The 18431-nt window shown below is 73.1% G+C and carries 18 protein-coding genes; 4 read left to right on the top strand and 14 right to left on the bottom strand.

From position 1 onward, the window contains the following. Window positions 1-60 precede the first annotated feature (60 nt). Complete coding sequence (locus tag AWQ70_RS19515; protein ID WP_067178107.1) at window positions 61-678, bottom strand: GNAT family N-acetyltransferase; 618 nt, start codon at window positions 676-678, stop codon at window positions 61-63. A 31-nt stretch (window positions 679-709) separates the two neighbouring features. Beyond that, the gene (locus AWQ70_RS19510) at window positions 710-1096 is read right to left on the bottom strand and encodes an ArsR/SmtB family transcription factor (RefSeq protein WP_067178106.1); all 387 of its coding nucleotides are present in this window, start codon (window positions 1094-1096) and stop codon (window positions 710-712) included. Window positions 1097-1194: 98 nt separating this feature from the next. Here AWQ70_RS19510 and AWQ70_RS19505 point away from each other — a divergent pair, with 98 nt between their 5' ends. Then, window positions 1195-2385: an MFS transporter gene (locus tag AWQ70_RS19505; RefSeq protein WP_067178638.1), complete on the top strand. Its 1191-nt coding sequence runs from the start codon at window positions 1195-1197 to the stop codon at window positions 2383-2385. Window positions 2386-2405: 20 nt separating this feature from the next. Here AWQ70_RS19505 and AWQ70_RS19500 read toward each other — a convergent pair whose 3' ends face one another. Then, window positions 2406-2729 (bottom strand): ArsR/SmtB family transcription factor, encoded by a 324-nt coding sequence (locus tag AWQ70_RS19500; protein ID WP_245647046.1) that lies wholly within the window; start codon window positions 2727-2729, stop codon window positions 2406-2408. A gap of 82 nt (window positions 2730-2811) precedes the next feature. Here AWQ70_RS19500 and AWQ70_RS19495 point away from each other — a divergent pair, with 82 nt between their 5' ends. Continuing rightward, entirely contained in the window at window positions 2812-3924 is a 1113-nt protein-coding gene (locus tag AWQ70_RS19495; protein ID WP_067178103.1) for a cation diffusion facilitator family transporter, read from the top strand. Window positions 3925-3939: 15 nt separating this feature from the next. On the opposite strand, the gene AWQ70_RS19490 is transcribed toward AWQ70_RS19495, so the two are convergent. Further along, the gene (locus tag AWQ70_RS19490; protein WP_067178637.1) at window positions 3940-5178 is read right to left on the bottom strand and encodes an MFS transporter; all 1239 of its coding nucleotides are present in this window, start codon (window positions 5176-5178) and stop codon (window positions 3940-3942) included. Window positions 5179-5318: 140 nt separating this feature from the next. On the opposite strand from AWQ70_RS19490, the gene AWQ70_RS19485 reads away from it, so the two are divergent. Next, window positions 5319-5801 carry an inorganic diphosphatase gene (locus tag AWQ70_RS19485; protein WP_157530185.1) on the top strand — a complete coding sequence of 161 codons (483 nt, stop codon included), beginning with the start codon at window positions 5319-5321 and terminating at the stop codon, window positions 5799-5801. An 82-nt stretch (window positions 5802-5883) separates the two neighbouring features. Here the strand turns inward: AWQ70_RS19485 and cydB are convergent, their stop codons facing one another. The 3 genes from cydB to AWQ70_RS19470 all read right to left on the bottom strand — a co-directional run bounded on the left by cydB (window position 5884) and on the right by AWQ70_RS19470 (window position 9850). Then, window positions 5884-6879 carry a cytochrome d ubiquinol oxidase subunit II gene (gene cydB / locus AWQ70_RS19480; protein WP_067178102.1) on the bottom strand — a complete coding sequence of 332 codons (996 nt, stop codon included), beginning with the start codon at window positions 6877-6879 and terminating at the stop codon, window positions 5884-5886. A gap of 31 nt (window positions 6880-6910) precedes the next feature. Next, entirely contained in the window at window positions 6911-8302 is a 1392-nt protein-coding gene (locus AWQ70_RS19475) for a cytochrome ubiquinol oxidase subunit I (RefSeq protein WP_067178101.1), read from the bottom strand. 84 nt (window positions 8303-8386) lie between these two features. Further along, complete coding sequence (locus tag AWQ70_RS19470) at window positions 8387-9850, bottom strand: CysS/YqeB C-terminal domain-containing protein (RefSeq protein WP_067178097.1); 1464 nt, start codon at window positions 9848-9850, stop codon at window positions 8387-8389. A 137-nt stretch (window positions 9851-9987) separates the two neighbouring features. Here AWQ70_RS19470 and AWQ70_RS19465 point away from each other — a divergent pair, with 137 nt between their 5' ends. Beyond that, window positions 9988-10479 (top strand): hypothetical protein, encoded by a 492-nt coding sequence (locus AWQ70_RS19465; protein WP_157530184.1) that lies wholly within the window; start codon window positions 9988-9990, stop codon window positions 10477-10479. A gap of 64 nt (window positions 10480-10543) precedes the next feature. Here the strand turns inward: AWQ70_RS19465 and AWQ70_RS19460 are convergent, their stop codons facing one another. The 7 genes from AWQ70_RS19460 to AWQ70_RS19430 form a co-directional block, all read right to left on the bottom strand. Beyond that, the gene (locus AWQ70_RS19460) at window positions 10544-11191 is read right to left on the bottom strand and encodes an ABC transporter ATP-binding protein (RefSeq protein WP_067178093.1); all 648 of its coding nucleotides are present in this window, start codon (window positions 11189-11191) and stop codon (window positions 10544-10546) included. Further along, window positions 11178-12302, bottom strand: a complete 1125-nt coding sequence (locus tag AWQ70_RS19455) for an ABC transporter ATP-binding protein (RefSeq protein ID WP_084517426.1) — start codon at window positions 12300-12302, stop codon at window positions 11178-11180. Before AWQ70_RS19455 ends, AWQ70_RS19460 begins: the two co-directional genes overlap by 14 nt. Continuing rightward, entirely contained in the window at window positions 12299-13189 is an 891-nt protein-coding gene (locus tag AWQ70_RS19450; RefSeq protein WP_067178092.1) for an ABC transporter permease, read from the bottom strand. The genes AWQ70_RS19455 and AWQ70_RS19450 overlap by 4 nt, the downstream gene beginning before the upstream one ends. Next, complete coding sequence (locus AWQ70_RS19445) at window positions 13189-14187, bottom strand: ABC transporter permease (RefSeq protein ID WP_245647045.1); 999 nt, start codon at window positions 14185-14187, stop codon at window positions 13189-13191. Before AWQ70_RS19445 ends, AWQ70_RS19450 begins: the two co-directional genes overlap by 1 nt. After that, entirely contained in the window at window positions 14169-15728 is a 1560-nt protein-coding gene (locus AWQ70_RS19440; RefSeq protein ID WP_067178091.1) for an ABC transporter substrate-binding protein, read from the bottom strand. Before AWQ70_RS19440 ends, AWQ70_RS19445 begins: the two co-directional genes overlap by 19 nt. Before the next feature lie 153 nt (window positions 15729-15881). Next, complete coding sequence (locus AWQ70_RS19435; protein ID WP_067178090.1) at window positions 15882-16973, bottom strand: LCP family protein; 1092 nt, start codon at window positions 16971-16973, stop codon at window positions 15882-15884. Between the two features lies 1 nt (window position 16974). Next, a complete protein-coding gene (locus AWQ70_RS19430) occupies window positions 16975-17565 on the bottom strand; it encodes an RNA polymerase sigma factor (RefSeq protein ID WP_306303410.1) in 591 nt (196 codons plus the stop codon). Window positions 17566-18431: the final 866 nt, after the last annotated feature.

The raw sequence follows: 18431 nt of genomic DNA, 5'->3' as shown, positions 1-18431 counted from the left end.
GGGCGGCCCCGCAGCCGTCGGCCGGGAGCCGCCGTGGCCGGGCGGCGGATCACCACACGATCAGATGACGGTTTCGGGGTGGCCGCGGTGATGTTCCCACTCCGGCGCGAGGATCGACATCACGACGTCGTCCACCCAGGCGCCGTCATAGAACAGGACGTCGCGGTGGACCCCCTCCGCGACGAAGCCGACCTTCTCGTAGGCGCGGCGGGCGCGGGGATTGAAGTCGAACACGCTCAGCGAGATCCGGTGCAGGCCCAGCCGCTCGAAACCGTGTCCGACCATCAGCCTGACCGCCTCGGTGCCGAGCCCGCGGTCCTGGCCGGCGGGGGTGAGGGCGATGCGGAAATTGCAACTGTGGTTGCCGGCGTCCCACTCGTTGAGCACCGCCTCACCCACGCAGGCGCCGCTCGCCCGGTCGACGACGGCGAGGTCCAGCCGGTCCGACTGCTCATGGCGGGTGCCGTACCACTCCCGCATCCGTCTCTCTGCCGCCTCGTCCCACGGCTCGGGATCGGCCGGACCGTGAACGCTGCCGGTCAACCGGCCCACCTCCGGGTCCTGGAGCAGCGCACGGAGGGCGGGCGCGTCCTCCTCCAGGAGGAACGGGCGCAGTGTCACTTTTTCACCGACAAGCGTGGGCTTGGCGGAGAAGTCGGTTCGTGAGTGATTGTTCACCGGGCGATTGTCGGGGCGAGGGGCCGTCACATCAAACGACTTTCCGAGCCGACGGCGCGGGCCCGGCCCCTCGATCATCCCGATCAGGCGGGGCGGCGGGCTCGGGCGCGCAGGGCGGGGTGGCGGCGAGGATCGACGACAACAGCCCCGGGAAGCGGTGTTCCAGGTCGTCCCGGCGCAGGCGGCTCGGCCGGGCCGTCCCGTCGATCCGGGTGGAGACCACCCCGCTGTGGCGAAGGATGTTGACATGGTGTGAGACCGTCGACACCTTCACCGGCAGGTCGAGCGCCGTGCAGGTGGACTCCTCCACCTGGTCGAGCAGCCGGACGATCCGCAGCCGTGTCGGATCGGCCAGCGCCTGCAACACCGTCGCCACGTCGATCTCGTCAAGATCCGGCTGCGCCATCCAGGTCTCCATCGCCACCCGTCCTTCCGACGACCCTCCTCTTACGATACTCGTCGTAAATAGAGTTACGATGAGCGTCGTAATAATCGATGCTCATCGGAAGAGGTGTCATGACCACAGCTCTGCGCGCGGAACCTCTCACCCGCTGGCGGCCGCACGCCGCCGTCCTCGCCTTCGGCGCGTTCGCGGTCGGCACCGACGGCTTCGTGATCGCCGGACTGCTGCCCTCCATCGCCGCGTCGCTGCACGTCAGCGTGGCGGCGGCAGGACAGCTCGTGACCGTGTTCTCGATCGCGTACGCCGTCCTCGCCCCTGTGCTCGCGGCCCTGACCGCCTCGTGGTCGCGGCGGGCGGTGCTGGTCACGGCGCTCGCGGTGTTCGCGGCCGGAAACGCGATCACCGCGCTCGCGCCCGGCTACGGCATGGTCCTGCTCTCCCGCGCGCTCGCCGCCGCCGGGGCCGCCCTGTTCACGGCGACGGCCAACGCGACGGCGGCCGCGCTGGCGGGCGAGCGCGAGCGCGGCCGTGCCATCGCGATCGTGATGCTCGGGGTGACGTCCTCGCTGGTGCTCGGCGCCCCGCTCGGCACGGTGATCGGCGGCCTGCTCGACTGGCGCGCCACGATGTGGCTGGTCACCGGGCTCGGCCTCCTCGCCGTTCCGGCCATCGCGCTGCGCCTGCCCGCCACGCAGGCGAACGGCGACGGTGACGGGACGGGCGACCTGCGCGCGTTCCTGGCCCCGCTGCGCGACCGGCGGATCATCATCCTGCTGGCCACCACGGTCGTGGCCTTCACCGGCATCTACATGCCCTACACCTACGTCAGCGAGATCTTCGCCCCGGCCGCCCCCGCCGCCTCCGGCGGCTCGGCGCTGGCCGTCCTCCTGCTGGTCTACGGCCTGTCGGGCACGGCGGGCAACCTCACGGCCGGCCAGCTCGCCGATCGGTACGGCCCCCGCCGCGTCATCGTGGCAGTCACGCTCGTCCTGACCGCCGCGTTCGCCCTCACCCCCCTGGGCCGCCACACGCTGCCCGCGGCCGTCGCGACCATCGTGGTCGTCGGGTTCCTCTCCTTCTCCGTCACCACGCCCCAGCAGCACCTGGTCATCACCCTCGCCGGTCCGGGGGCCGGGATGGTCACCTCGCTCTACCAGTCGGCGCTCTACCTGGCCGTGTCGTTGTCGGGCGGGCTGGGAGCCCTCGCGCTCGAAGGGGGCGCGGCTCGCCTGCCGTACCTGGCCGCCGCTCTGACGCTGGCGGCCGCGGCCCTCACCTTCGCCGGCGGGCGCGCGCGTCGATGACCCCCGGACGCCACGGCAGCTCAGTCGTGGCGCGGCGTCCCGGACACCTCGTGATCGGCGTGCGAGAGCGCCTCGGCGATGAGCGTGCGGACGTGCGCGTCGACCGCGCGGTAGAGCACACGGCGGCCGTCCCTGCGGGTGCGTACCAGCCCGGCCATGCGCAGCTTGGCGAGATGCTGGGAGACCGAGGGACGTGCCACGGCGAGCGCCCGCGACAACGACGAGACGTCGTACTCCCCGGAGGCGAGCAGCCACATCAGGCGCAGCCGGGTGGCGTCGCTGAGCATGCGGAACGCGTTCACCGCCGCCTCCACCCGGGCGCGGTCGGGTTGCTCCTGCGACATGGTCGCACCTGATTCGTTGTCGCGTGCGTACATGAATACATATACTCCGCCGGGAGAGCCATCCCACGCAAGTGAGGCACGCATGTCCGAGCGGCAGCATGGTCAGGACCACCCGCACAATCACCCGCACGGTCACGGTCATGGGCACGGGCAGAGGCACGGGCACGGGCACGGGCCGGGGCGCGGGGGGCCGGGCGCGGCGCGCGGCGGAGGGCTCGGGGCGTGGGCGGCCCGGATCCGCGGGGCCGCCGTGCCGCACAGCCACGACAGCGCCGACAAGACCGACGCGGCACTGGAGTCGAGCGGCCGCGGGATGCGGGCGCTGGCCGTCTCGTTCGCGGTGCTGGCCGCCACCGCCGCCGTCCAGGCGGTGATCGTGGCGTTCTCCGGCTCGGTGGCGCTGCTGGGGGACACCCTGCACAACGTCGCCGACGCCCTGACCGCGCTCCCGCTCGGGATCGCCTTCTGGCTGGGCCGGCGCGCGGCCACCCGGCGCTTCACGTACGGCTACGGCCGGGCCGAGGACCTGGCGGGTGTGCTGATCGTGCTGGTCATCGCCGTCTCCGCGGCGCTCGCGGGCTACGAGGCGATCCGGCGGCTGGCCGACCCGCAGGACATCCGGGCCGTGGGATGGGTGGCCGCCGCCGGGCTGGTCGGGTTCGCCGGGAACGAGTGGGTGGCCCGCTACCGCATCAGGGTCGGCAGGGAGATCGGCTCGGCCGCGCTGGTGGCGGACGGGCTGCACGCCAGGACCGACGGCTACACGTCGCTGGCCGTGCTGGCCGGGGCGGGCGGGGCCGCGATGGGCGTGCCGCTCGCCGACCCGGTCGTCGGCCTGCTCATCACGGCCGCGATCTGTTTCGTGCTCCGGGACGCGGCACGGCAGATCTGGCACCGACTCATGGACGCCGTCGATCCGGCCCTGGTCGAGGACGCCGAGCGTGTACTCGCCGAGGTCCCCGGCGTACGGCGGGCGGGCGCGGTGCGGCTGCGCTGGATCGGTCACGCGCTGCGCGCCGAGGTCGAGATCGTGCTCGACCCCGGCCTGACCCTGGTGGAGGCGCACGCGGTCGCGGTCGAGGCCGAGCACCGGCTCATCCACGGACTGCCCCGGTTGCGGGCCGCCACCGTCCACGCCGACCCGGACGGCCCCGACGGGGCAGAGCATCACGCCGTGCTGGTCGCCCACCGCTGAGGCACGTCCTTCGGATCAGCTCGGCGCGGGCCTCGCCAGGATGAGCGAGGTGGCGACCGAGAGGACCATCCAGCTCGCCGCGTACGCGAACCCGGCGGAGGGGGAGACGGCGGAGTAGAGGACGCCCACCACGGACGACGACAGGAAGTCGCCGATCAGGCGGACCCCGCCGAGCAGGCCGAAGCCGCTGCCCCTGAGCCGCTCGGGCAGCGTACGGGCGACCAGCGTGGCCTGCGCGGTCTCCGCCAGCCCGATGCCGCTCCCGGCCAGGACGAACGCCACCAGCAGCGGCGGCCACGTGTGCCACGGCAGGGCGAAACCCGCGTACGCGACGGCGTAGAGGGCGGCCCCGGTGGCGAAGACCACGCGGGGGCTCGCGCGGTCGATCCAGTGGCCTCCCGCGGCGGCCACGATCGCCGCGAACGCGTTGTGCGCGGCGTAGACGAGGATCGCGAGCGACGTCGCGTCCGCCACCGAGCGTCCGCCGGACACCAGGGCGTCGGTGGAGCGCAGGATGAGCAGCGTGGTGGTCACGTTCCCGAGCTCGAACAGCGCGATCGGCAGCAGGGGCCGCAGCAGCCCCGCCGCGCGCAGGCCGGCGAGGTCGTAGCGCGCCCGGCGCCGGATGGGCGCGCGCAGCTTCACCGCCTCGCGCGCCGCGAACACGATGCAGACGGCGGCAAGCAGGCCGGGGAGCGCCGCCACCAGCATCGTGGGGCGGACGCCGATCCACGTGACCAGCGCCGCCGCCAGGAGCGGCCCGGCGACGGCGCCGAGGTTGTCGCCCGCCCGCTCCAGGCCGTACGCGCGGCCGTACGCGTGCGGCGGGGCCAGGGACGCGAGCAGGCTGTCCCTGGCCGGGCCGCGCAGGCCGCGCGAGAGCCAGGCGACGGCGCGCAGGGCCCCCGCCTGCCACACCGTCCCGGCCACGCCGATCGCCCCGGTCGCCAGCGCCGTCCCCAGGTAGCCGCCGCTCGCCAGCCGCCGCCGGGTCCGCTCGTCGTTCGCGAGCGGGCCGCCGACCAGGGACATCAGGCCGCTCAGGGCGTCGCTGATCCCTTCGATGATCCCCAGCGCGCCCGCCGACGAGTGCAGCACCGACGTGAGGAACGTCGGGAGGGTCGCCGTGGTGATCTCGTGTCCGGCGTCGGAGAAGAAGCTGGTCGCGCCGACGCTCGTCACGCCCCTGGTCAGCCACGGCCCGGGCGGCTCCTCCGGCGGGGACGCGCCGGGGCCCTCGATCGGATCCGCCACGCGCACCCCCTGCCGCCGGTCTCCGCGACCCTCAGGGTAACCGGCGCTCCGGCTCCGGCCGTGGACCGGGAGCGGCGAACCGTCCGCGCAGGTCAGCCGTACGATTGGGAGAGTGGCCGTCCCCTGGAGGGGGGCATGAGGTGCGTTTCGACATGATGGTGGAGACGCCGCGCGGGTCACGCAACAAGTACGAGATGGACATCGCCCGGCAGCGGATCCGCCTGGACCGGATGTTGTTCACCGCGACGGCCTACCCCTACGACTACGGCTTCCTGCCCGGCACGATCGCGGAGGACGGCGAGCCGCTGGACGCGCTCGTCCTCGGGGACCTGCCGACCTTCCCCGGCTGCGTGATCCGGGTGCGCCCGGTCGCCGTCTTCTGGATGCACGACGAGTTGGGGCCCGACGCGAAGGTGCTGTGCGTGCCGGCCGACGACTCCCGTTACGAGCGGGTCCGGAACAGGGACGACGTTCCCGGGCACATCCTGGACGAGATCGCCCATTTCTTCGACGTCTACAAGGACCTGGAGCCGGGCAAGAGCGTGGACACCTGGGGCTGGGAGTCCCGGGAGCGGGCCGAGGCCGTGGTCGTGGACGCCCAGGCCCGGGGCGTCAGAGCCTGACCGGGGCCGGCGTACGGCGAGGGCCGGGAGACGGGCCGCCGAGGCGGTGTCTCCCGGCCCCGCGTTCCGCGGGCCGCCCCGGTCACCGGGCGATGGGAGTACGGGTGAGGCGCTTGCGGAAGACCCAGTACGTCCAGGCCTGGTAACCGAGCACCACCGGCGTGAAGATCGCCGCCACCCACGTCATCACCGTCAGCGTGTACGGCGAGGAGGCGGCGTTCGTCACGGTCAGGCTGTACAGCGGCGAGGTGCTGGACGGCATCACATCGGGCCACAGGTCGAAGAAGAGCGTGGCCGTGGCGAGCACGATGGTGACCGCCGTCCCGGTGAACGCCCATCCCTCCCTGCCGCGGGCCGCCGCGACGACCCCGGCGAGCAGGGCCCCGGCGGCGAGCGCGGTGGTGACCCAGGCGAGCGGCTTGCCGTGCGCGAGCTGGGTGATCAGCAGGAACGCCGCGGCGACCACCACGACCACGGGGGACATCCGCAGGGCCAGGGCGCGGGCGCGGGCCCGCACGTCGCCGCCGGTCTTCAGGGACAGGAAGACCGCGCCGTGCAGCAGGAACAGGCCGAGCGTGACCAGCCCGCCGAGCAGCGCGTACGGGTTGAGCAGGGTGAGCAGGTTCCCGGTGAAGACGTGGCGCTCGTCGATCGGCACCCCGGCGACGATGTTGCCGAAGGCGACGCCCCACAGGAAGGCGGGGACGAGCGACCCCCAGAAGATGGCCCGGTCCCAGCCGCGCCGCCACCGGTCGGAGTCGTGCTTGGCGCGGAACTCGAACGCGACGCCGCGCACGATCAGCGCCAGCAGGATGAGCAGCAGCGGCAGGTAGAACCCGCTGAACAGGGTGGCGTACCACTCGGGGAAGGCGGCGAAGGTGGCGCCGCCGGCGACCAGCAGCCAGACCTCGTTGCCGTCCCAGACCGGGCCGATCGAGTTGATCATGATGCGGCGGTCGGTGTCGTCCTTGCCGAGCACCGGCAGCAGGACGCCAACGCCGAAGTCGAAGCCCTCCAGCACGAAGTAGCCGGTCCACAGCACCGCGATGAGGACGAACCAGACGGTGGTGAGTTCCATGACAGATCCCTTGGTAGGTCGCTCGACTGGCTCAGTAGGTCAGGGCGGGGACGGAGGGGTCGGCCGGCTCCTTGTCCGCCGTCAGGTCGGGCGGGCCCGCCTTGACGTGCCGCGCCATGAGCATCGCGGTGATCACGGCCAGCACCGCGTAGACCACGGTGAAGGCGGTCAGGGACAGCGCGACCGTGGTCACGTCCACGCCGGGGGAGACGCTCGCGGCCGTGCGCAGCACGCCGTACACCGTCCAGGGCTGGCGGCCCATCTCGGTGAAGATCCATCCGGCGGCGTTCGCGAGGAACGGCAGCGCCATCGCGGCGAGCGCGGCGCGGTAGAACCAGCGGCTGCCCGGCGTCCGCCCCTTCCTGGTCAGCCAGAGGCCGACCAGGGCGAGCAGGCTCGCCAGCGCGCCGAACCCGATCATCAGCCGGAAGGTCCAGTACGTCACCGGGACCGACGGCCGGTAGTCCCCGGGGCCGTACTTGGCGACGTACTCCTTCTGCAGGTCGTCGATGCCCTCGACGGTGCCGTTGGGGTCGCCGGTCGCCATGAAGGACAACACGTACGGCACGCGCAGGCTCCACAGCTCCTCGGTGCCGTCCGGGGTCCCGAGGGTGAACAGGGAGAAGGACGCGGGGGAGGACGTCTTGTACAGGGCCTCGGCGGCGGCCATCTTCATCGGCTGCTGCTCGGTCATGATGCGGCCCTGGATGTCGCCGGTGGCCGCGACGCCGATGCCCGACGCCAGCGAGACGGCGAGCCCGATCCGCATCGCCTTGCGGAACAGCGGGACCTCGCGGCCGCGGGCGAGATGCCAGGCGCTGACCCCGATCAGGAACCCGGCGGCGGTGATGAACGCGCCGAACAACACGTGCGGGAAGGTCACCAGCGTCGTCGAGTTGGTGAGCACGGCCCAGATGTCGGTCAGCTCGGCCCGGTTGGTCTCCGGGTTGATGCGATAGCCGACGGGATGCTGCATCCACGAGTTGGCGGCCAGGATGAAGTAGGCCGAGAGCGTCGTGCCGATCGCGGCCAGCCAGATCGTGGCGAGGTGCAGCCGCGGCGACAGCCGGTTCCAGCCGAAGATCCACAGTCCGAGGAAGGTCGACTCCAGGAAGAACGCCAGCAGGCCCTCCATCGCCAGCGGCGCACCGAACACGTCGCCCACGAAGCGGGAGTAGTCACTCCAGTTCATTCCGAACTGGAACTCCTGCACGATGCCGGTGACCACACCCATCGCGAAGTTGATCAAGAAGAGCTTCCCGAAGAACTTCGTCATCCGCAGGTAGGTCTCGTTGCCGCCGCGGTGCCACGCGGTCTGCATGGACGCGACCAGGATCGCCAGGCCGATCGTCAGGGGAACGAAGATGAAGTGGTAGACGGTGGTGATCCCGAACTGCCATCGCGACAGGTCCAGCACGTTCACGGGGGCTTCCTCCTAATTTCCCCCCACACGTTCTCGTGCCTGGCCCTTTGCCGGGCAGGGACCTTCGTCACGCATCCGAAGGTCCTACGTACGGGTCGAAGTGCCGCCCCCGTCCCCCTGACCGGCGTCCCCCTGACCGGCGTCCGCCCTCTGGCCGGGTCCGCTCGCGGCCTCCGCCCGGCCGGCGTCGCCCTGACCGGTGTCCGGTCGGTGGGTATCCGCCGTCCATTCGGAGCCGTCGGGGGTGTCCCGGACGGCCACGCCGCCGGAGGCCAGGGCGGCGCGCAGCGCGTCGGCGGTCTCGTAGCCTCCCCGCTCGCGCAACCGGGCACGCAGCTCCAGCAGCGGCGTGACCAGCGGGGCGAGCCGGTCGCGCGGCGCGCGCACGTCCGCGACGCGGCCGAACCGGGTGATCAGGCGGCGCAGGACCTCCCGCGCCTGGTCCACCCCGCCCTCGTCCTCCTCGGTGTCGGCGGACCACTTCACGATCTCCTCCTCCAGGGCCAGCAGGGCCCCGGCGGCCAGGCCCGCGTCCCCTTCGCCGAGCGCCGACTCGAACCGCCGCAGGCAGTCGCCGGTGACGTCCGCGAGCGTGGCCGGCACATCGGCCGTTCCGAAGCCCGGCACGTCGGCCGTTCCGGAGCCCGGCTCGTCGGCCGTTCCGAAGCCCGGAACACGCTCTGGCCCGTCGCCCCGGCCGGAACCGGGGAGGCGCACCCGGGCGCGGCCCGCTCCGTCCGCGCCGCCGGTCCCCGGGCGGGCCGCCGGCTCGGCGAGGCCGAGGACGCCGTCGGCCAGCCCGCGCAGGGTGTCCAGGGAGAGCGACGAGCCGGACGGCAGCACCGTCTGAGCTCCGCGCCGCCGCACGGTCAGCCCGCCCCGGCCCGACACCCGCACCTCGCCCGTGCCCAGGTCGAACACGACGGCGGTGTGCTCGTCGATCCCGAGCACCGCGGCCCCGGCCGGGAGCGCGGCCTCCATGCCGGACAACCGCCGTTCGCCCAGATAGCAGAAGCGGGTGTCGTGCGTCCCGCCCTCCGTGTTGTCGTAATGCGGGACGACGGCCACGCGCAGGCCCAGCTCCCCGAGCAGGTCGAGGCCGTCCCGCCAGTGCGGCTCGGCGCCCACCTTGTAGATCTCGTACACCGGAACGGTGGCCAGGCCCGCCGTGCAGGCGGCGGCGGAGGCGAGCACGGTCACGCCGGCCCGCGACCGCACCCGGGCGCGCAGCTCGGCGGCGGCCGTCGAGGCCGTCCACCGGTCCAGCGCGTACGTGGGGCTGCCGGGGCCGCAGAACACCCAGTCGGGCTCCGCGAGATGGACGCCCGCGCTCTCCACCTGGACCTCCAGGCCGACGCTCCGGGAGAAGTACCTCCGGGCCCGCGCGGTCACGTCGGGCGCGTTCTCCTGGAACGCGTACGGGGTGTCCAGCAGCACCGCCCACGGGTCCAGGCCGAGCCCGCGGGCCGCCGCCCGATGGACCTCCACCATGGTCGGGCTTGTCTCACCCGACCCCATGAGCACCAGAAGCCCCGGACGGACCGGCATCGCCCACCTCCTCGCGCGCTGGCCCCGCTCGGGCCGCCTGATCCCAGCCACGCACAAGAGACCCACCACGGCAATGCCGTTGGTGCCAATGAGATGCTTTTGCCCAGCAGCCGCAGTAGAGGCGGACGGGAGGGCTCGTGGGAGATCGGACCGCCACACTCGCGCCGGTGGGCGTGGAGATCCTCACGCTCCGCGCGTCGGCCCGGGGGACCTGGTCGTATCGCAGGCTCGTCACGCTCCCACGCGACGGCGAGAGCCCGGACGCCGCCGCCCGGCGCGCCTGCGGCGTCCACGCCGACGACCCGGGCACGGTCGTCCACTCCACGAGCTGGCGCTACCTGCCGGAGGGCCAGGTCGTCCTGACGTACGCGGTGTGCCCCGATCCCGAGCCGCACGCCCCGGCGGAGGAGCTGGCGGACCTGCGCCCGGCGCGGGGCGCGGCCCCGGCCCGTCCCGCTCCCGCCGCGCCGGCCGTCGGCCAGGTCGCGGCCCACGCCGTACGGCACCTGGCGTTCCTGAACGTCACCGATCCGGTCGTGCGGGAGGCGCTCGCCCGCACGCCGGAGATCGTCACGGCTCTCGCGGGGGTCTCCCCGTCGCTGGCCGGGGAGGCCGGCGACCTCGTCTGAGGCGCCCCGGTCCCCGTACGGCACAACACGTCCCGCCGCGCGCGCTCGCGGCGGGCGGCCTTCGTCAGGCGTCCCCGAACCGGTGGACCGTGGCGTCCGGCCCGCACCACCGGTCGAGCAGATCGGTGTCATGGCTGATCGCGAGCACCCCGGCGCCCGACTCCCGGCGGTACTCCTCCAGCCGGGCGACGAGATGGGCCTGGGTCGAGGCGTCGAGCATGGTGGTCATCTCGTCGCAGATCACGTAGCGCGGCCTGAGCGCGAGCGCGCGGGCGACGCAGGCCCGCTGGAGCTGCCCGTCGGACACCTCGTGCGGACGCCGGGTGAGCAGGTCCGGGGTGAGGCCCATCTCCTCGGCGAGCCGCTCGGCCCGGTCGAGCGGCAGCCGTGCCACGCGCAACGGCTCGGCGACGATGTCGAGCAGGGTGAAACGGGGATCGACGGCGAGCCGGGGCTGCTGGAAGACCAGCGCGACCTTCGTACGCAGGGCGGGCGCGGCGCGGTGCCGCCAGCGGCGGACCTCCTCGCCGTCCACGCTGACCGTCCCGGCGGCGGGCCGCAGCAGCAGGGCGAGGACCCGGGCCAGGCTCGACTTGCCGCATCCGCTCGGCCCGGCGAGCCCCGTCACCTCCCCGGGAGGTACGGCTATCGCCACCCGGTCGAGCACCCGGTGGCGGTCGTAGGCGACGGTCACGCCGTCAGCGCGCAGCATGGCGGTCCAGCTCCAGGGGATGGTCCAGGGGATGGTGGCAGGCCACCTCCTGCCCGTCGTGGCGGGAGGCGGGCGATCGGCCGGCGGGCGCCGAAACCGCGGGAGAGGCCCCCGGGCCGGCCGCAGGGTCCCCGGCCGCAGGGTCCCCGGCCGCGGGGTCCCCGGCTCCAGGGTTTCCGGCCGCAGCGTCCCCGGCAGCCGGGGGCTCCGGGAGCACGGCCGGCTCGGGAACGTTCTCGCAGGCGGCGGAGGCACGGTCGCAGCGCGGCAGGAACGCGCACCCGCCGGGCAGCCGGGTCAGCTCGGGCGGCCGGCCCGGGATGGCCGCGAACCGGCGGGACGGCAGCGCGTCCAGCAGGCCCGCCGCGTACGGATGGCGCGGCCCGGCGAAGAACGGGGCGGCCGGGGCGACCGACACGACGCGGCTCGCGTACATGACGGCGACGCGGTCGGCGACCAGCTCGGCGGCGCGCAGGTCGTGCGTGATGAGCAGCACCGCCCGGCCGTCGTCCGCGAGGCGGCGCAGCTCGGCCATGGTGGCGTCCACGAGCGGCCGGTCCAGGCCGCTGGTGGGCTCGTCGGCGAGGATCAGCCACGGGTCGCCGGCCAGGGCGAGCGCGTTGGCCACCCGCTGCGCCATGCCGCCGGACAACTCGTGCGGATAGCGGTCCAGGTCGGCGGGGCGCAGCCCGGCCCGCGCGGCCAGGTCGTCGGCGCTGGCCGGGTTGCCGAGCTCCCGCAGGGCCTCCTCCAACTGGGACCTGGCGGTCCGTACGGGGGTGAGGTGGGTAGCGGGGCTCTGCGGGACCAGCCCGATCCGGCGTCCGCGCACGGTGCGGGCCAGGACCTCCTCCGGGGCGGCGACCAGATCCACGGGATCGCCGTCCCCGGTCTCCAGCCACGCGGAGCCGGTGACCTCGGCGTTGCCGGGCAGCAGGCCGAGCAGGGCGTGCGCCATCACGGACTTGCCGCAGCCGGACTCGCCGACCAGGGCCAGGCACTCGCCCCGCCGCACCTCGAACCGTGCGTCGGTGACCGCGTGCACGGTCGCGGCGGGGAGGTGGAAGCGGACCGTGAGGCCGTCCACACGCAGGCGGGAGGTGGCGGTCATAGCTGGAGCTCCGATCGTCGCCGGGGATCGGTCCTGTCGCGCCAGCGCTGGGCGAGGGAGGAGATCGCCAGCGTCGGCAGGAGGATGAACAGGCCGGGGAAGAGCGAGGGCCACCAGTCGCCCGCGAGCAGCGACCGCGCCCCGTCGTTGATCATGTTGCCGAGCGAGGCGAGGTGGGGCGGCAGGCCCAGCCCGAGGAAGCTCAGCGCGGTCTCGTGCCAGACGGCGTGCGGGACCATGAGCACCGCGGCCAGCGCCACGTGCGGCGCGAGGTGGGGCAGGAAGTGCCGCGCCACGATCCTGGCCCGCCCGGAGCCCGCGGAGATCGCCGCGTCCACGAACGGCCGGGACCGCAGCGTGAGCACCTCGGAGCGGACGATCCGCGCGGCGGTCATCCAGTGGGTCAGCCCCACGGAGACGACCACCGCCGTCGCCCCGGGCGAGAACATCGCCACGATGAAGATGCCGAAGAGCAGGTGCGGCACCGAGTTGAAGCCGTCCACGACCCGCATCAGGACCCGGTCGGCCATCCCGCCGAGCGTTCCGGCGACCAGTCCCACGAGCGTGCCGACCGTCGCCGACACCGCCGCCGCCACCAGGCCGACCAGCAGCGACACGCGCAGGCCGTACACCACGCGGAGCAGCACGTCGCGGCCCATCTCGTCGGTGCCGAACGGGTGCGCGAGCCCCGGCGGGAGCGAAGCCGACTGCAGGTCCACCTGGCTCTGGTCGAGCCGGGCGACCAGCGGCACCAGCAGCACGGCCAGCCCGAGCACCGCCAGCGTCAACGTCGCCAGGCGGCGCGAACCGGCCCCGTCCCGTCGCCGGTCCCGTCGTCCCCGGTCCCGGCCGCGCGCCCAGGGGCGCGCCCGCGTGCCGGTGGTCATCAGCTCACCCCCAGGACCCGCACCCGCGGGTCGGCGAAGACGTACGCGGTGTCGGCGAGCAGGCTGCCGACGACCACCGCGAGGGTGGCGAGCAGCGTGAGCGCAGCGAGCAGCGGGAAGTCCGCGGACAGCGCCGCCTGCACGGACGTCGAGGCGACCCCCGGCCACGAGAAGACGGACTCGACCAGGATCGCGCCGGTCACCAGCTCGGGCACCCGCGCGCCGAGCAGCGTGATGAACGGCAGCAGCGCCGCGCGCAGCGCGTGCCGCAGGATCACCGTGCTCTCGCGCAGCCCGCGCGCCCGCGCCCCGACGACGAAGTCCTCACGCAGGGTGCCGATCAGCGACTCGCGCACGAACAGCACCAGCCAGGAGGACTGGGAGAACGCCAGCACGACCACCGGCAGGACCATGTGCCGCAGCAGGTCGCCCGGCTCGACGCCGGTCGCGGCGGGGTCGGTGAGCCCGCCCGAGGGCAACCAGCGCAGCTTCACCGCGAACACCCAGATCACCAGCAGGCCGGTCCAGAAGACCGGGGCCGCCTCGTTCGCGTACGCGGTGCCGGTGATGACGCGGTCCAGCCACGATCCGCGCCGCCAGGCCGCGAGCACGCCCGCGACCAGGCTCCCGGCCAGCATCAGCACGAGAGCGCAGCCGACCGCGAGCAGCGTCCAGCCGAGCCGGTCGCCGATCACCTCGGCGACCGGCCGGTGCAGGCTGCGGGAGTCGCCGAGGTCGCCGCGGACCAGGTTGCCCAGCCAGGTGAGGTACTGCTCGGCGAGCGGGCGGTCCAGGCCCCAGTTGGCCCGGATCCGCTCCGTGACCTCGGGGCTCGTCGTCAACGCCCGGTCGCCGAGATACTGCCGTACCGGGTCGAACGGCGACGCCTTGGCCAGCGCGAACATCCCCATCGTCACCGCGAGCAACAACGGGACGGCGAAGACCAGCCGCCATACGGCCATCCGGGCGAGCGCGCGGATCACGCCGCCGGCCTCCACTCGGCGAGGTTGCGGAACAGGCCGCCGGCGGCGTGCTCGTGTGCCTCGACGCTGGGGGCGATGCCCGTCCACGCGCCGCGCACGACGTACACGTGCTCAAGGAAGACCAGGTACGCCCAGGCCTCGTCCTCGCGGATGCGCCGCTGCACGGCGTCGTACGCCTGCTTGCGCGCGGCCGGGTCGGTCTCCTCGCGGCCCTTCTCCAGGAGCTCGTCCACCTCGGGCGACTTGTAGTGGCCCGGGTTGAAGAAGCCCTGGCCGGCGAAGCTCGAATGGAACGTCTCGAAGTTGGTGTAGTCCGGGTCGAACGGCGTGCCCATGCCCATCATCAGGGCGTCCTTGCTCATCCGCGGCTCGATGGCGTCCCAGTCCAGGCCGGTCGGCCTGATGTCGAGGCCGACCTTCTTCGCGTCGGAGGCCACCGCGAGGGCGAGCTCCTTGCGCAGCGAGTCGCCGGCGGGGTACATCAGCGTGAACCGCGCGGCCGTCCCCTTCTTCGCCCGCACGCCGTCGGCGCCCGCGACCCATCCGGCTTCCTCCAGCACCCGTACGGCCTGGGCCTGGTCGGCGGCGGGGGAGCCCTCGACGGCGGGGTTGTGCCAGGTCGTGTCCGGAGGGATCGGCCCGAACGCGGGACGGCCGGCCCCGGCGAGGATCGTCTTCACCATGGCCGCCCGGTCGACGGCGAGGTTGACCGCCTTGCGGATGGCGAGGTCGCCGGTGACCGGCTCGTTCATCGGGAACATCACGCCCCGGTAGTCGGCGCTCGGCACCCGGTGGACGGTCAGGCCGTCGGTGTTCTCGAACCGCGCGGCTGCCTTGGGCGGCAGCTCGACCGCGTCGAACTCCCCGGCCGCCATGCGGGTGGTCCGCACGTTGTCGTCGGAGGAGAACGCCAGCACCAGCTTCTTGATCGCCGGAGCGCCGCCCCAGTAGGACGGGTTCGCCTCCATCACGATCTTGTCGCCCGGCGTCCGGGACACGAACCGGTACGGTCCGCTGCCGACCGGCTTCGCCTCGAAACCGGAGCGTTCCAGGCTGCCGTCCGGCACGATGCCGAGCGTGGCCCGCTGCAGGATCGGCGCGTACGGGTACTTGAGGTGGAACACCACGGTCGCCGGGTCGGGGGCGTCGACGGACTCGATCGCGGCGTAGTCGCCGCGGATGCCCGAGTTGTTCTTCTCGTCGAGGACCGAGCGGTAGGTGTAGGCGACGTCCGCGCTGGTCAGCGGATTTCCATCGTGGAAGGTCACGCCGGTGCGCAGCGTGAAGGTGACGGTCTTGCCCTTGACCTCGGGCACGCCGGTGGCGAGGGCGGGGCGCAGGGTCAGGTCGGCGTTCCTGGTCACCAGGCCGTCGAACATCAGCGAACCGCCGTCGGCGGCGTAGCCCATGACGGGGTTCAGCGAGTCGGGCTCCGAGCCGAGCCCGGCGACGAACGTGTCCGTTCTCGCGGGGCGGTCCTGGGCGGGGGCGGCCGAGCAGGCGGCGGACAGTCCGACGGTCGCGGCGAGCGCGAGCCGGGTCAGGGCACTTCTCATGGGGCCGAAGGTAGAACGCCGCCCCATGTAATTGCAAGCTGACAGTAATTGCGAGGAGATTGCGACAACTCGGCGTGACGCCCCGCGGGCCGGGAGGTTCCTCCTGGGAGAACTCCTCGTGGCGTCGGCCGTCCGGCCCGCGGGGCGCTCCGGTTACTTACTGTCGCTCGCGATCCGCTTGAACAGCTCGCCGGCCTCCGGCTGCTTCCAGGAGAGGCGGTTGCGGTCGGGCGGGTACGGGCGGACCGGGACGGTCATGAACGTGGTGGCGCTCGGCTTCATCCCCGCCAGGCCGCGGGCGAGGGCGAGCATCTCCTCCAGGTTCAGGCCGGGCTCGGTCGTGATCGAGGCGCGCGCGGCCTTCAGGAAGTCCGGGAGTCGAAGGGTGGTGGGCAGGTCCGCGGCCTTCTTGATGATGGCGCGCATCAGCACCTGCTGGCGCTTGATCCGCATGATGTCGGACCCATCGCCCAGCGCGTAGCGGAGCCGGGCGTATCCCAGGGCCTGCTCGCCGTTGAGCATCTGGCGGCCGGCGGGCAGGCGCAGCTTCGCCTTGGGGTCGTCGACCGCCTTGGGCAGGGTGATCTCCACGCCTCCGAGGGCGTCGATCATGCCCTTGAACCCGGAGAAGTCGATCGCGATCGCGTAATCGACCGGGACTCCGGTCAGCGTCTCGATCGTCCTGCGGGCGCAGACGAGCCCGCCCTCGGCGTACGCCGAATTGATCATTCCGGTGTGGGCGGGGAGCACCTTGCGGTCGGCTCCACGGCACTCGGGGATCGGGACCATCGAGTCCCTGGGGATGCTCACCGCCTGGGCGCTCTTCCGGTCGGCGGCCAGGTGCACCAGGACCATGCTGTCGCTCCGCCCGCCGTCGGTCGTCATGTGCGGGCCGTACTCCGCGTTGGCCCCCTCCCGGGTGTCGGAGCCGATCAGCAGCAGGTTGAGCGGCCCGGCGGTCACGCTCGCGGTCCCGCCGCCCGCGCTCCGGGAGCCCCCGTCCGGCATCTTCACCACGTCGAAGGACCCGCTGAGCAGCACGGTCGGCACGGTCACGACGGCCGCGGTGAGCCCGGCCGCGAGCGCCAGCATCGCCCAGTTGCGCGTACGGCGGGGCCCGCCGGCCCGCGCGGTCCGGCTCCGGGCTGAGGGGTCGAGCAGGCGTCCGCGCTGACGGGCGAGCGAGGCCGGGGGCTCGTGCTCCAGCTCGCGCCCGAAGTCGCGGAGCAGCTTCAGATCGTCCATGTCACTCCTCCTCGTGCATCGGGTTTGTGTCGCCGAGCGCGGCGCGGACCTTCTTCCTGGCCCGGTTCAGACGGGAGCGCACGGTGCCGACCGGGATGTCCAGGGCCCGCGCGACCTCCTCGTACGACAGGTCGCCCCACGCGATCAGCAGCAGCACGTCGCGGTCGCGCGCGGGGAGCGCGGCCAGGGCGCGGGCGAGCGCCGGGCGGGCGGACCTCGCGGTGACCCCCGACGCCACACGATCGTCGGGGAAGTCGACCATTTCCTCGGCCGGACTGCGCAGCAGGGCGCGATATCGGGCGGACTCGGCACGCCGGTGCCGCGAGACGAGCTTGGTGACGATGCCGAAGAGCCACGGCCGGGCGTCCGCGTAGGCCGCGTCGTAGCGGTCCCGCCGGGCGAAGGCGATCAGGAACGTCTCGCCGACCAGATCCTCGGCGACCTCCGGGCCGAGCCGTCGGGAGACATATCTGTACAGCATGCTGGAATAGCGGTCGAAAAGAGCGGCGAACGCTTCTGGATCGGTCCGGGATTCGCCGATGAGGTCCGAGTCGCGGACCCGGTCCGCGGGGATCGCGGTCAACGGGCGCACCATGACACGTGGACGGCCTTTCGTGGGGGACAGGGAACATCCTGTCTCGCCACGAGCCCGCCTATGAGTTCACGCCGCGACCCGATACCGCTCCCGCACCACCGCCGTAGGGAACCGGCGCATAGAGGTCCGAAGCGGGAACTCCGGCACGTGCCCACCAGTACATGGAAGTTCAACGCACGGAGATCCGGCAGGCCGGGGGTCGTGGCCCGGGTCCCCGACGCGCCGAGTCCCAACGCCTGGAGGTCCGGCACGTGCCCCACCAGCGCAAAGAGGGCCGACTCGCGAAGGTCCGGGGCGTGGAATTCCGGCAGACCTACCAGTACATGGGGATCCGACACATGGAGGTCCGACCGTGGAGTCCCGGTGCGCGAAGGTCCGTCGCGCGGAGATCCGACGCGTCAAGTGCGGGCGCACGGAGCGTGGGCATGTGGAGGGCCAGTCCGTGGAGGTCCGGCGCACTGCCTGGGCGACCCCCGCACACACAGGCGGGTTCGGACCGTGGAGGCCGGGCACACACTGCCATACTCACCCCGCCCACGCACCGCCCAGGCCAACCCCGCCGCATGCACAGGCAGGTAGACCCGGACCGTGAAGGCCGGGCACACTGCCATACTCACCGCGCCCACGCACCGCCCAGGCCAACCCCGCCCCCGCACGGGCAGGTACGCCGGGACCGTGGAGGCCGGGCACACTGCCAGACCCCGCCACCGCATACACAGGCAGGTAGGCCCGGACCGGCGGTGACTGATCACCGTCTGGCCACCCACGGCCGGGACCGTTGCCGGGGATACGACAGCTTCGAATAACGGTGGAACCGCATCGACACCGTCCCGTCCCCCTGATCGATCACCTCCACCCGATCC

The organism is Microtetraspora niveoalba (assembly GCF_001570405.1).
In the GTDB taxonomy this organism is placed as follows: Bacteria; Actinomycetota; Actinomycetes; order Streptosporangiales; family Streptosporangiaceae; genus Microtetraspora; species Microtetraspora niveoalba.
The sequence above is the reverse complement of the archived record's forward strand: the minus strand, read 5'-3'. Positions and strand labels throughout refer to the sequence as shown.

Excerpts from the sequence above, each read along its gene's own strand:
- AWQ70_RS19450 (WP_067178092.1), bottom strand. The coding sequence starts at position 13,189 with ATGACCACCGGCACGCGGGCGCGCCCCTGGGCGCGCGGCCGGGACCGG.
- AWQ70_RS19510 (WP_067178106.1), bottom strand. The coding sequence starts at position 1,096 with ATGGAGACCTGGATGGCGCAGCCGGATCTTGACGAGATCGACGTGGCG.
- AWQ70_RS19495 (WP_067178103.1), top strand. The coding sequence starts at position 2,812 with ATGTCCGAGCGGCAGCATGGTCAGGACCACCCGCACAATCACCCGCAC.
- AWQ70_RS19460 (WP_067178093.1), bottom strand. The coding sequence starts at position 11,191 with ATGCTGCGCGCTGACGGCGTGACCGTCGCCTACGACCGCCACCGGGTG.
- cydB (WP_067178102.1), bottom strand. The coding sequence starts at position 6,879 with ATGGAACTCACCACCGTCTGGTTCGTCCTCATCGCGGTGCTGTGGACC.
- AWQ70_RS19455 (WP_084517426.1), bottom strand. The coding sequence starts at position 12,302 with ATGACCGCCACCTCCCGCCTGCGTGTGGACGGCCTCACGGTCCGCTTC.
- AWQ70_RS19470 (WP_067178097.1), bottom strand. The coding sequence starts at position 9,850 with ATGCCGGTCCGTCCGGGGCTTCTGGTGCTCATGGGGTCGGGTGAGACA.
- AWQ70_RS19440 (WP_067178091.1), bottom strand. The coding sequence starts at position 15,728 with ATGAGAAGTGCCCTGACCCGGCTCGCGCTCGCCGCGACCGTCGGACTG.
- AWQ70_RS19505 (WP_067178638.1), top strand. The coding sequence starts at position 1,195 with ATGACCACAGCTCTGCGCGCGGAACCTCTCACCCGCTGGCGGCCGCAC.
- AWQ70_RS19500 (WP_245647046.1), bottom strand. The coding sequence starts at position 2,729 with ATGTCGCAGGAGCAACCCGACCGCGCCCGGGTGGAGGCGGCGGTGAAC.
- AWQ70_RS19435 (WP_067178090.1), bottom strand. The coding sequence starts at position 16,973 with ATGGACGATCTGAAGCTGCTCCGCGACTTCGGGCGCGAGCTGGAGCAC.